At 62.3% G+C, this 12,230-nt stretch carries 11 protein-coding genes; 5 read left to right on the top strand and 6 right to left on the bottom strand.

Features of this window, described 5'->3' with window-relative positions; all coding sequences use genetic code 11:
• Window positions 1-511 precede the first annotated feature (511 nt).
• Complete coding sequence (locus H4W01_RS16145) at window positions 512-880, top strand: response regulator transcription factor (protein WP_209612358.1); 369 nt, start codon at window positions 512-514, stop codon at window positions 878-880.
• 18 nt (window positions 881-898) lie between these two features.
• Here H4W01_RS16145 and H4W01_RS16140 read toward each other — a convergent pair whose 3' ends face one another.
• The 4 genes from H4W01_RS16140 to H4W01_RS16125 all read right to left on the bottom strand — a co-directional run bounded on the left by H4W01_RS16140 (window position 899) and on the right by H4W01_RS16125 (window position 4,470).
• Window positions 899-1,216 carry a hypothetical protein gene (locus H4W01_RS16140; RefSeq protein ID WP_209612356.1) on the bottom strand — a complete coding sequence of 106 codons (318 nt, stop codon included), beginning with the start codon at window positions 1,214-1,216 and terminating at the stop codon, window positions 899-901.
• A 60-nt stretch (window positions 1,217-1,276) separates the two neighbouring features.
• Window positions 1,277-2,650, bottom strand: a complete 1,374-nt coding sequence (locus H4W01_RS16135; RefSeq protein ID WP_209612354.1) for a hypothetical protein — start codon at window positions 2,648-2,650, stop codon at window positions 1,277-1,279.
• Entirely contained in the window at window positions 2,647-3,270 is a 624-nt protein-coding gene (locus tag H4W01_RS16130; RefSeq protein ID WP_209612351.1) for an ATP-binding cassette domain-containing protein, read from the bottom strand. The genes H4W01_RS16135 and H4W01_RS16130 overlap by 4 nt, the downstream gene beginning before the upstream one ends.
• Window positions 3,271-3,495: 225 nt before the next feature.
• Window positions 3,496-4,470, bottom strand: coding sequence for an SDR family NAD(P)-dependent oxidoreductase (locus H4W01_RS16125; protein WP_334685313.1), 975 nt, complete (start codon window positions 4,468-4,470; stop codon window positions 3,496-3,498).
• A gap of 86 nt (window positions 4,471-4,556) precedes the next feature.
• Here H4W01_RS16125 and H4W01_RS16120 point away from each other — a divergent pair, with 86 nt between their 5' ends.
• Window positions 4,557-5,489, top strand: a complete 933-nt coding sequence (locus H4W01_RS16120) for an AraC family transcriptional regulator (protein WP_209612349.1) — start codon at window positions 4,557-4,559, stop codon at window positions 5,487-5,489.
• Between the two features lie 67 nt (window positions 5,490-5,556).
• Here the strand turns inward: H4W01_RS16120 and H4W01_RS16115 are convergent, their stop codons facing one another.
• Complete coding sequence (locus tag H4W01_RS16115) at window positions 5,557-6,195, bottom strand: response regulator transcription factor (protein ID WP_209612347.1); 639 nt, start codon at window positions 6,193-6,195, stop codon at window positions 5,557-5,559.
• Window positions 6,196-6,410: 215 nt separating this feature from the next.
• Here H4W01_RS16115 and H4W01_RS16110 point away from each other — a divergent pair, with 215 nt between their 5' ends.
• From H4W01_RS16110 to H4W01_RS16100, 3 genes are all read left to right on the top strand, one after another.
• A complete protein-coding gene (locus H4W01_RS16110; RefSeq protein ID WP_209612345.1) occupies window positions 6,411-7,607 on the top strand; it encodes a M48 family metalloprotease in 1,197 nt (398 codons plus the stop codon).
• Window positions 7,608-7,747: 140 nt separating this feature from the next.
• Complete coding sequence (locus H4W01_RS16105) at window positions 7,748-8,119, top strand: response regulator transcription factor (protein WP_209612343.1); 372 nt, start codon at window positions 7,748-7,750, stop codon at window positions 8,117-8,119.
• 273 nt (window positions 8,120-8,392) lie between these two features.
• Window positions 8,393-8,731: a hypothetical protein gene (locus tag H4W01_RS16100; RefSeq protein WP_209612340.1), complete on the top strand. Its 339-nt coding sequence runs from the start codon at window positions 8,393-8,395 to the stop codon at window positions 8,729-8,731.
• A gap of 151 nt (window positions 8,732-8,882) precedes the next feature.
• Here the strand turns inward: H4W01_RS16100 and H4W01_RS16095 are convergent, their stop codons facing one another.
• A complete protein-coding gene (locus H4W01_RS16095; protein ID WP_209612338.1) occupies window positions 8,883-12,107 on the bottom strand; it encodes a TonB-dependent receptor domain-containing protein in 3,225 nt (1,074 codons plus the stop codon).
• Between the last annotated feature and the right edge of the window lie 123 nt (window positions 12,108-12,230).

Raw genomic sequence — 12,230 nt, 5'->3', positions numbered from 1 at the left:
CACCCGCCGTCGCTCGCTCACTAGGCCGAGGCGTGCGGCGTGGCGCGCTTTCTGCGGTATCTCGCGGCGAAACCAAGATTTAATCGGATCATACGTACGTTTGAGTTGCTTTGTATGGAGCCGTGGAATCGCGTAGCTTTCGCGCCGCGCGTGGTGATCCGACTTCGGTGTTACGCGGCTGCGGGACGGTTCGGTAGATGGCGAACATCGCGTTGACCGAGCGGCGCAGAACGGTCGCCTCGCGGATCGATGAGAGCGGGGTATGCGAACCGAATTCCGGCGCTGCCCATTCCGTCGGCGACAGGTCGGTCGCGGCAGGGGGGTAGCACCTATGGCGTCCGCAGAGACCGGGATGCCGATCCGAGAGCGACGACGCCGCGCGCCGGTTTCGCACCAGGGAGTCGTCCCAGGTTCATATCGGTCAGCCCTACGTATAATATCGCTCTAGTCCCTGGGCGTGTGATGAGAAGATGTAGGGCCAAGGACGCCCTGGTTTTGAAGGACGACGAGGTTGGCTAACGAACCGCTTATATCAATCGTCGATGATGACGCGGGCATCCGCTCTTCGCTCGATGGGTTGATACGGAGCATGGGCTACCGCGTCGCCTTATTCGAAAGCGCGGAAGGATTTCTGGCCTCGGACGCCGCGCGAGACAGCGAATGCATTGTCAGCGACGTCCAGATGCCCGGTATGACCGGTCTCGAGCTTCTGTCCCACGTGCGGAGCACGGGCAGCGCGGTTCCGGTGATCCTGATCTCGGCCTTCACGGTCGCGGAATCGCGCGAACAGGCGGAGCGCGCGGGTGCCTATTGCACGCTGAAAAAGCCCTTCGACGGCGACGATCTCGCGCTTTGCGTGGAGCGCGCCATTTCCGCTTAGGGCGCGCCCGCGTGCGGATCAGCGCGGTTGCGGCGGCGCGTTCCACATTTCCGCATCATCGACGAACGCCCGCCGTGCGCGCTTGTCATAGAGGCAGAGCTTGGAGTGGTTCGATCCTCTGGTTCGATCGGTCACGAGCATCGCGACCTTGCCCGCTTCGTCGTTGAACCCGACGATCGTCGAGGCGCGGTAGTTGCGGATGCCGCTCGCCGCGACACAGGCGCGCGTCACGCGCGTGTTGAATTCGCGCCATGCCGCGTCGCTCGACGCGCCGGCGGGCGGTGCCGCTGCGGCACATGCTACCGCGATCGAAGCGGATAAGAGAAAGGGGCGCATCAAGGTTTCCTTCGGTGATGGATATCGTCGCATAGGCTCGCCTTTCGGTACCGCACAGCGTCACGCGGCGAAGTAGGCATACCATGCGATCAGCAGCACCATCCGCGGTGCCGCCGCCGAGCGCGCCAGCGCCGCAAGCGCTGCTGCGATCACCGCAGTTCCGGCACCCGTCGCACCCGCGAGCCAAAGTGGAGCGGGAGAAAGCGCCATGACCGCGCCGGGCAACGCGATCAGCATCGCCCATCCGGTACCAGCGGCAACGAACGCCGCCCGGCGGACCGCAGGCGAGGTCAGCGTCGTCGATGTCAGATGCAGCAGGCCCTTTGCTTCGCTTCGTCCAGCCTGCGCACTGAGTGCGAAGACGAGCACCAACAGGCCGGCCGGGCTGCCGATGTGACGGAAATCGTGGAACAGTCCAAGCGCCGCTGCGGCAACGGCAAGGATCGGGAACGCAACGCCGCGTCCGATCAGCCGGAATTCTGCCGCGATGACCGCTGATCGGGCCGATCGGGCCCGCTTCGCCGGCGCCGCGCTCGCACGGACGGGCCGCTTGGCCGATAGCCAGGCGGCCACGGCGTGTGCGCGCACGCGCCGTCGGCCCAATCGGGCCGGCTGATCGATCAGCCCGGCAAGCAGGACGAGACCCAAGCCGATCGAAAGCCACGCAAACCGCGATGCGACATAGCCCGGCGCATCGAGCCCGGCACCAGCGTCAAGCGCGACGCGGCCGGGCAGGACCGGGCCGCCCCCGACCGCGAACGCCCTGTCCTGCAGCGCCGCGCGCCCAACGATCGGTCGAATGTACCCGCCAGGATCGTACATGTTGACCGCGAAGCCGGAGGGACGCCCCGCGACTGCGGCGGGCATTGCCAGCAGCGCCATCCAGCAGAAGAACGCCACGACGTCGCCAAGCGCGCCGCGAGTCAGCGGAAGCGCGTTGAGGAGATGGCGGATCGCGACCAGGCAGACCAGGCTTGGACCCGCAATAAGCCAGGTCGCGACGGCGAGCTGAACTGCATCGGCGGATCCCTGCCCGGCATGCCAGGCGAGGATCCAGCCCGCGACCGTGGCAAAGGCAAGCGCAGCCAGGAGAACGATGAGATCCGCAGCGAAGTGCCCGAGCACCATCGCCAGACGCGAAGACGGCGCGACGTCCTCGACTTGCCACGCGCGGCGTCGCGTGACGTTCGAGCGCAGGTAGAGGAACGCGATAGGAAGCAGCATCGTCGAGGCGACCACGCCTATAGTGACCCCGACGGTCCCCCAGGTCATGATCAGCAAATGTTGATCGAGCGCAATGTGCACCGCCGACCCATCGACCAGGTAGCGCGCGCCGACTGGCACGATGAGCAGAATGACCCACAGCCCCCAGCTCCGCCGGTAGCGCAACAGATCGTCCGAGAAACAGGCGCGCGTCGCGGCGAACGCAGTCATAGCGCGCGGACCTGGCCATCCTCGACATGCAGCGTGGCGACCGATCCGTCCGCCAGTCCTTCCGCCAGATGGGTCGTCATGATCACGACCGCGGACTCCGCGCGCTCGCGGATCAGGCCGACGACCCGCGCGATGCTTTGGCCGTCCAGCTCTGCGGTCGGTTCGTCGAGCGCGAGCAGACGCGGCGCGCCGAGCATCGCCTGAACCAGGACCAGGCGGCGGCGCATTCCGCCGGAATATGTCGCGATCCGGCGGTCCATGTCGGCTCCAAGGCCGAGCGCGTCGCCCAGATGGCTCAACTGCCCGTTGCTCGAGCTTCGATCGAGCCCCTTCAGCGCGGCCATGTGCAGCCCGAACTCGCGCCCGGTGAGTTCCTCAGGGAGATCGACCGCCTGCGGTGCGTAGCCAAGCTGGGCGCGAAGCGTCCGCCGGGCTTTGGGCAGCGCCGCTTCATTCCAGCTGATCGTGCCGCGCGTCGGACGCTCGGCGGTGGCGATGAGGCGAAGCAAAGTCGACTTGCCTGCGCCGCTCGGCCCGACGAGGAGGGTCAGACCGGTCGTGAAGCTGTGATCGATATCCCGCAGCACGTGTTTGCGCCCGTATTGCTTCGATACCGACATGAGGCTGAGCGTGGGCAAGGGCGACGTCCGATCTCTCAATTATTGTGCCTGGACTTGAACCACGCGTCCGCCCTCGTCGGCAATGACGAGATAGCGCTTCTGAACCGCCGTGGTCGGCTTGCGCGATGCCTGGCTTGCCGTGTCTTCATGTTGACACGCTTAGGACAAGGCGCGACCGTTCGTGACTATACCAGCGTATAGTCGGTACGCTGCTCGACTGGCGAGTCACCAGCCGGTCGTCTTTCGGCCAATGAGCGCCTCGCTAAGCTCCCACAGGCGTATCGCCGCATCGGGATCGGCGGCCCATTCGCGGACACCGTCCTTGCGGGCGTCGTCGGGGCGGCGCAGCGGGGCAACGTTGCAATCCTCGCAGTAAACGCCGCCCAGATCGGCCAGCAGCGGGCTGGTCGCGCACCACAAGGCCGTCGCGGCACCTTGCTCGATGGTCTTGAGATCGTTCAGCGGATCGACCCGCACGCTCCCGTCGTCATTGAACGCGCCGAACGCGCTAATCTGTTCGGGCGTGAGATACCGTGCGAGATCGGTCAGGATCGATCCCGGATGCACCGAATAGGCGCGGATGCCCGATCCGCGCGCGCGTCGATCGAGTTCGAGCGCGAACAGCGCGTTGGCCGTCTTCGATTGGCCATAGGCAACCCAGGGCCCGTAGTCGCGCGTCTGGAAGTTGGGATCGTCAAAATCGACACCGGCGATGCGATGCGCGCGCGATGACATAGTGACAACCCGCGCGGCATCGGCCGCGCGAAGCGCTGGGGCGAGCCGGTCGGTCAAGCGGAACGGGGCGAGGTGATTGACGGCCAACTGACTCTCATTGCCGGCCGCGTCGCGGTCGAGCGGCGGGGCCATGATGCCGGCGCTATGGATCAGGATGTCGAGCGGACGGCCGGTTTGAAGGACCCCATCGGCAAACCGGTCGATCGTGGCGGGATCGGTGAGTTCGACGCGTGCAATTTCGACAGTGCCCAGACCCGCGAGCGCCGCCTGCGCCTTCTCGAGCGATCGGACGGGCACGATCACGCGTGCGCCGACGCGCGCGAGCGATCGGGTCATTTCCAGCCCGAGGCCCGAATAGCCACCGGTGACGATGGCGGTGCGGCCGGTAAGGTCGATGTCGCGCAGCACATCGCGCGATGTCGCGAAAGCGTCGAATGGCGACGCGATGGGAGATTGTCTCTGCATGATTGCCCTCTTGATAGGCACCCATTATCGGAAAGCACCGTCGGATCCTCAAGCGCATGGCGTCCGACTTTCTGTAGGGAGCGTCCATGGTCGATGTCCTATCCGCCGTCCTGTCGCTGGTGCGCGCCAAAGGCAGCGTTTCGGGGCGGTTGCGCGCCGGAGGCGACTGGTCGCTGATTCTGCCGGCACCCGAAAATCCCAAATTTAACGCAGTCGTGAAAGGGCAGTGCTGGCTTGCCACCGATGCGCTCGAGGCTCCGGTGAGCCTGTCCGAAGGCGACGGATTCCTGCTCGTCGATAGCGGGCCCTATATGCTTTCGAGCAGTCCCGGTCTTCCTCCGACCAAGGCCGGAGGCGTCTTCGAGGCGGCGATCGACGGCGTGGCGACGATTGGCAGCGGCGAGGGGACCTTCCTCGTCGGCGGTCAGATCGAACTCGACGGGGTCAGCGGGCCGTTTCTCTTGGAACAGCTTCCGCCGGTGCTCCTCGTCCGCGCCGACACCGCCGGAAGTGCGGATTTGCGCTGGGCGCTGCAGGCGCTGGTTCGCGAACTCGAGTCCGAAAGCCCAGGGCAATCGCTGCTGTCGGACCATCTCGCGCAGTTGGTCGTGATCCTGATCCTCCGCAGCTATTACGCGTCTGGCGGCGCGCACCTCGCGGGCTGGCTGAGCGCGCTTGCCGATCCACGGCTCGCGCGCGCGATCGGCGCAGTTCACCGCGACCCTGCACGAAACTGGACCGTCGGCGATCTTGCCGGTGAAGCCGGGATGTCGCGCTCGAGCTTTGCGGAGCTCTTCACGAGGCGCGTCGGCTCCACGCCGATGGCCTATGCCGCCGACTGGCGGCTGCAACTCGCGGCAAGCCGTCTCCGGACGGACAGCATGTCGATCGGCGGCATCGCAGCCGCGAGCGGTTATGGCTCCGAAAGCGCGCTCGGCGCCGCGTTCAGGCGACGGTTCGGGACGACGCCCGCGCGCTATCGACGGGAGGCGCGCGAGACGGCGGTGACGGAACGGTAGGAGGTCGCCCGGGGTCTGCCCGGGGTCTGCCCGGGGTCTGCCCGGTGTCTGGTTGCCGTCGGAACGCTTAGGTGCCGAGCCCGAGCGCGTTGATCATCGTGATGAAGTCGGCGAGCGTCTTTGCCCCCAATTTCCGCATGGCATTGCCGCGATGAATTTTGACGGTGATTTCACTGAGGCCAAGATCGAACGCAATCTGCTTGTTCATCTTGCCCTTGGCGACGCGGACCATGACCTCCTTTTCGCGCGCGCTGAGCGTGTCGGCGCGTGCCCGCAGGTCCTCGTCCTGGCGGCGTTCATCACGCTCCGCGGCGTCGCGAGCGAGCGCTGTAGCGACCGCGTCGAGCATGTCCTGCTCGCGGAAGGGCTTCGCGAGGAAGTCGACGGCACCGGCTTTCATGCCGCGTACACTCATCGGGATATCCCCATGGCCCGTCATCAGGATGACCGGCATCGTAATGCCCGCCGCGCCGAGTTTCTCCTGAAAGTCGAGGCCGCTCAGGCCGGGAAGTCGCACGTCGAGCACGAGGCATCCCGCACTTTTCGTAAAGCCCGATTCCATGAATTCCGCGGCCGAGCCGAATTGGTGCGTCTTGTACCCAACCGACCGGAACAAAGCGTCCAGGCCAATGCGCAGCCCGTCATCGTCATCGACAATGAAGATCGCGGGAGCATCTGAACTCGGGGCGGTTTTGGAAGCGGGCATCACTATCAAACCGTGGCCTCCCTCCGTGATCGCGTCAACGGGACCTATACTCAAGGATAGTCCGCGCTTCTGCCCGATCTTCAGCGTCTATCGACGAGCGAATTTGTAATGCTCCGCGTCCTTTCGGTTCGACGCTCGGGCTCACGTGCCTCCGCGAGCCCCACCATACGTCGGTATACTTATCCTCAGGAGGTGGGCGAGTCATAAGCTTTACAATGCAAACCTTCGATGCTGCCGGTGCGACCGCCCACTATCTTCAGATGATCGACCCGGCACGCGAAGCGCAAGCGATTGCCTACACGCATGGCACACACTGGATCATGCTTTGGGGCTGGCTGCTGACGGTGGGTATCGACGTCATGCTCCTTCGCTCGCGGCTGCTGGTCGGTCTGCGTGACAGGATACAACGCGGTCGACCGCGGCCAAACCTGACAGCCTTCGTCAGCATCGCGGTTTTCATCGGGGTGACCAGCATCGTCAGCATGCCGTGGTCCTTTTACGTGAACTGGATACGCGAGCATTCCTATGGCCTGTCCAATCAGACACTGTCCGACTGGCTGGTACAGTATCTTATATCGACGCTTGTAACGGCGCTTCTGCTTGGGCTTGCCGCAATCGCTATCTACGCGCTGATGCGGCGTAGCGGCGATCGGTGGTGGGCATGGTCCGGGCTTGTCGTTGCCGTGCTCGCCGTGTTCGCGATCGTCGTCATGCCGGTACTGCTCGGCGGAGTGCTCAACCAAGTGCGTCCCGCGCCTGCTGGGCCGATCCGGATTGGCGTCGAACAGCTGGCACATATGGCCGGCATTCCAGCGGAGCGCATCGTGGTCATTGATGCTTCGAAGCGATCGAACGCCTATTCCGCAACCGTTGTCGGGGGGCCGGGCTTCGCGACGATCGAACTCAGCGATACGATGCTGCAGGGGAAAGTGGACCTGTCTCAGGTTCGAGCGGTGGTCGCTCATGAGATCGGCCATTATGTGCATAACCACCTGCTGATCTTGTCGATCTTCTTGGCGATGATCGTGACGGCCGACCTTTGGCTCGTACATCGTGTTCTGCGATTGCCCCGGCTGAACGGGCATCGTCAAACGCCGATGATCCAGGATCCGAGTGCCATACCCCTCGCCCATCTGGTTTTTGCAACCGTCTTGCTGTTGGCGACACCGCTGCTTCTTTCGGGGCAGCGTCTGATCGAGCAAGATGCGGATCGCTATGGATTGCGGCTTGCGAACGAACCGGATGGCGCGGCGAAAGCGTTGATCCGAACGGTGGAGTACCGCGCCAGCTCTCCCGCTCCAATCGAAGAGGCGCTGTTCTACGACCATCCCAGCATCGCGGCGCGGGTGAGGCACGCGATGGAGTGGAAACGTCAGCATAGGGTCGAGACTTCGCATCATGCGTTGCGCTAGCGACGTGCATGAAACCCGATGCGCGTGAAAGGGTTGAACGCCTCATGCGCGCGTATGATTTACCGAGCGCTGGTAATCGTGCAGAGGCTTAAAATTCCCAGGGGAGGTGTTGCTTTCTTGCACGTCGAAAATCCGCCGCAGTGATCCAGCCGCCGCTAATCGCGATCGTGGACGACGACGACGGTGTCCGTCTGGCTCTGGATGGTCTTATCCGCAGTATCGGTTGTCGCGTCGCGGTGTTCGACAGCGCGGAGACCTTCCTCGAGTCACCGTGCGCCGATAGCTCGCGGTGCATCGTCAGCGACATACAGATGCCCGGGGGGATGAGCGGGATCGAGCTTGCCAAGGCGATTGGCGCTAAAGGCGCGACCACCCCGGTCATTCTCATTTCGGCATATTTGGATGATAAGATCGAAGCGTCGGCCAATGCCGCAGGCGTTGAGGTGTGCCTGAAAAAGCCATTTGATGGTGAGATCTTGATTACGTGCCTCGAACGAGTGCTTCAGCGATAGGCCAACGAGGGCACGGCGCTGCGCCCGCGGATCGCGCACTGCTTATGTTCAGGTGCGCACCCAAGCGACGGCGAGTTTGGGCCCCTAAACGAACGCGACAAGAACGTCTTTAAGGAAAAGTTTGGCGAATTTCTCCACGCGGCCGCGCCCGCACAGGTTTTCCTACATTGCCCGTCCGCTGGAGAACGTCGTCGACAGCCGCAAGCTGCTGCCCGCCCTCGTGTTCGATAACGCCGACAGTCGCAGACTGGCCTTCCAAGAGGCGGTCCTCGGGTGGTCGCAGACACTGAAGCGACAGGTCCCGCGCTGCCTTGTGATACCGCCTGTATCGCACCGCACGATATGGCGCATGTCGCGCGAGGGGCCGTTGCGCGCGACCGACGGGAAGATTTCTATCGTCCGACCCCACCGACCAAGGAGGTCTTGAAGAAGCGCATCCGCTATCTCATCGACAATTCTGTGCCCAAAAAAGGGGCGCGCGAAATATTTCTTTTCGAAGGGCATCAGACTGAAGCGCGCCGAAATCAACGCTTTCGTAGCGCTTTTTTCATGGTTCATCCTCTCAATGCAGATGGTTATTTTTTGCGGGGTATGTCTCCCCATCTTCATTGACGCTTCATCATCACTGGCGGGGGGATGATTTTTTCGCATTTCCTCATTTTTTCCGCATTTTTCTGCCACATTTTTTCGACGGCCATGCGCGCAAAAAATTGGCCGCGCAGCCTGTGTTGCTGCGCGGCCAAGCTGTCGGCAGGGGTGCCGATCAGAAGCGTTTGGTGATGTTGACGCCGATAATCCGCGGATCGAGCGTGAACACATTGGTCGTCAAACCCGAATCGTCACTGTTGACGAATGCGTCGGTGATCGGCGTCGCGTTGAAGAGGTTCTTCACATAGAATTGCAGCGTCATGTCCCATTTGCGCTGGTCGAGCGTCAGCGAGATATTGGTGTTGTTCCACGCGCGCAGGCGATCGATCGCGGTGTTGTAAATTCGTGCCCAGCTTGCATCTTGCCGGTAGAAATCCACACGCGGGGTCAGCGCCCAATCGCCGCGCTCGAACGTGTATTGCGCCCCGAGATTGATCGTCCAGTGCGGCGCGTTGGGCAGTTCGTTCCCGCTCACATCCGCCGCAATTCCCTGACCATTGTTGGGGGCCGTCTTTAAGTCATAGGCACCATATTTCGCCGCCAGCGTGTCGCCGGGCTTGAAGCTCCCGAAATTGAGCCCCGCGACCCCGCCGCACAGCAACGCCAGCACCAGCGGAGGAGCGGTGGGGTCCTGCACGACGTTTTTGACGATCGAGGTCGGTGCGATACAACTCGACGTCAATTGCACCCACGGTCGCACCAGCGTCCAATCCGGATTGCCCTGCGTCCGGTTAAACACGTCGATCGACGACGACCCCTTTCCCAGACGCGTCCCCAGATAGCCGACATTGGCGTTGAATTGCAGATTGCGCACCGGTCGCCACGTTGCTTCCAGTTCCGCCCCCCAGGTTTGCGCATTGAAATTTTCGTTCAAGGCGGTGCGATCGACGATCTTAGAAATCTGATAGCCTTTATAGTCATAGAAAAACGCCGAACCGTTGAGCGTCAATCGCCCATTGTCGAACGTATTTTTCATGCCAACTTCGAAGGCGTTGACGTATTCCGGCTTGTAGGTCGTCGGCTGGGGATAGAATTCAAGATATTGCGGGTCGGCATTGATGCCGGGCGGATTGGAGCCACCCGCCTTATAGCCGCGCGAATAGGATCCATAGATCAGGGTGGAATCGGTAAAGGCGAGTTTCGGCGCCCAGTCTACCGCCAGCCGTCCTGTAAAACGGCGCCACGATTGATGAATGTCGGGTTGAGCCGGGTAGCCTGAATTGACATACCCGCCGCCCGAAATGCCCGGTGAGAGCAGCAATTGTGTGGGAACCGGCGTGGTTACCTTGCGATCATCGGTATAGCGCAATCCGCCGGTGAATTTGAGAGTGGGCGTAGCACGCCAATACACCTCTCCAAAGGCCGCGTAGGAATCGACCTTGTATACATTGTCGCTCCGGAAGTAATTGTGTCCTTGCCCATTGATCCGGTCGATCGGATTGGGGTCGATATAGATACAGCCGGTGGTCGCGCCCGCCGGACACGCTGGCGGTGGTGTATCGCTGCTGACGGGACCGTTGAAATACCCCTGGGCGATCGCGGTGAAAAAATTGGAAAAGACGTAATAGTCTTCGTTGATCTTGAAATGAAGATAGTTGGCACCGAGACTGAAATTGATCGGACCGGCGTTGGAGGATTGCAAACGCAGTTCCTGCGACCATTGTTCGCTGCGCGAATTGACCATGTCGACCGCGATCAGGGTATTGGACGGGCCAAGCTGCGGATCGTTGAATATCCCGCCCGGCGTGAACCCCTTAACCTGCGGCGTAAAGGTGTCGAGGCTGAACAGATCGATGGAATTGTTGATGATCGGCACCGAGTTGAAGCGGTTATAATCCTGCGTCGAGTGGTAAAAATCCTTCGTATACAGCGACTGGGAATAGAGCTTCAGGTTGTTACGCACGCCCCATTCGAGATTGAGCTGGAAGATGTCGTTGCGCGCGCGAAAGGTCGGATCGTATTTCGTCGCGATTTCGCGCAGGTTGCGCGATTGCACGATCCCGGCATAGGGATCGCGGGTTGGATCGGCGAAGGTCGCAAGGCCGGAAAAGTCCGGCAGAAAGCCCAACTGGACCAGGCCGCTCGCCGCAGCGACATAGGGCAGGCTTAACCCGTTGGGCACGCCATAGGCACCCGCGTCATAGAGCGAACCGTTCGCGCACCCCTGGCTCAGTTGGGCGCGGATGGGAAAGCCGTTGGACACTTCCGGCACCGCGAGCCCGCCGACGGTGCTGGGGCCGGGATCGTTGTGGCACAATTGCTTGCCGGTGCGAGACCGATTGTCGTTCTCGTCGAAATGCTCCCAGACGAAGCTGGCCGTGAAATCATCCACGGGACGCCACTGCGCGGTGGTGCGCAAGGACCAGAGATCTCGACCGTTGATCGCGCGGTTGGTCACGGTGTTGTAGTCGAACCCGCTACGATTGGTGTAGGCACCGGCGACGCGCACCGCGAAGCTATCCGTCAGCGGGACGTTGATCATGCCGCTCACGCGGCGCGTATCGTAATTGCCGACCTCGCCCTTCAGCATGCCTTCGAACCGGTCGCTTGGCTTGTTCGGAAGCATGTTGACGACACCCGCCGTCGCATTGCGACCATAGAGCGTACCTTGTGGCCCGCGTAGCACTTCGACGCGCTCGACATCGAAATATTCCTGCTCGAACAGCCGGTTTCGCAATAAAGGTGTATTGTTATAGCTGATCGCGACGGCCGGATCCGTGCTCACGGAAACGGCCTTGGTGCCGACCCCGCGGATCGAGAAATTGTAGCCGCTGAAATTGTTCTTGGAGAAATTGACGTTGGGCACCGCGCGTTCAAGCTCGGCACCCCCCTCGATCTTATACTGGTCGAGGGCCTTGGCGTTGAACGCCGATACCGCGATCGGTACTTTCTGGATGGATTCGCGCCGCTTCTGGGCGGTGACGATAATATCCTGGCCGGTGGTTTCGGTCTGGGTGGGCTCAGGCGATACGGCAGCGACCGGGGCGGCCGCCTGACCGTTTCCCTCCGCGCTGCCAAGCGACGCGGGCTGGATCACGAAGACCTTGCCCTGTCGACGGTAGGTCAGGCCGGAACCGCGCAAGATCGCGCTGAGCGCGGCTTCCGGCGTTGCCGCACCGGCGATACCGGGGCTCGTCTTGCCCCGGGTCAGCGCCGCGTCCGCCATGATCGTCAGCCCGCTCTGCAAACCAAAATCGCGCAAGGCGAGATCGAGAGACTGCGGGCGGATATGATAGGGCGTCTCGGCAAAGGCGGGGCTTCCACACGTCGATACGATCAACCCCGTCAGCGCGATTCCGCACAACATCGATCGACGAACGCGCAACGACCCAAAGGTCATAATCCCCTCCTTTGTTTTGCGTTTCGACTTGAGCCGAATCCGCTTCCGTAAACCTAAGACGCGACGACGATGCGGGCGGGGGGATCCTTTTCAAAAAACGAAATATTTCCGCCAACGAATCGT

The organism is Sphingomonas sp. PL20, assembly GCF_017875905.1.
GTDB classification, from domain to species: Bacteria; Pseudomonadota; Alphaproteobacteria; order Sphingomonadales; family Sphingomonadaceae; genus Sphingomonas; species Sphingomonas echinoides.
This window is presented reverse-complemented; position numbering and strand designations above follow the sequence as displayed.

Coding starts and splice junctions, on each gene's coding strand:
- H4W01_RS16140 (WP_209612356.1), bottom strand. CDS start 1,216: ATGCGCCCCTTTCTCTTATCCGCTTCGATCGCGGTAGCATGTGCCGCA.
- H4W01_RS16135 (WP_209612354.1), bottom strand. CDS start 2,650: ATGACTGCGTTCGCCGCGACGCGCGCCTGTTTCTCGGACGATCTGTTG.
- H4W01_RS16130 (WP_209612351.1), bottom strand. CDS start 3,270: ATGTCGGTATCGAAGCAATACGGGCGCAAACACGTGCTGCGGGATATC.
- H4W01_RS16125 (WP_334685313.1), bottom strand. CDS start 4,470: ATGCAGAGACAATCTCCCATCGCGTCGCCATTCGACGCTTTCGCGACA.
- H4W01_RS16120 (WP_209612349.1), top strand. CDS start 4,557: ATGGTCGATGTCCTATCCGCCGTCCTGTCGCTGGTGCGCGCCAAAGGC.
- H4W01_RS16115 (WP_209612347.1), bottom strand. CDS start 6,195: ATGCCCGCTTCCAAAACCGCCCCGAGTTCAGATGCTCCCGCGATCTTC.
- H4W01_RS16110 (WP_209612345.1), top strand. CDS start 6,411: ATGCAAACCTTCGATGCTGCCGGTGCGACCGCCCACTATCTTCAGATG.
- H4W01_RS16095 (WP_209612338.1), bottom strand. CDS start 12,107: ATGACCTTTGGGTCGTTGCGCGTTCGTCGATCGATGTTGTGCGGAATC.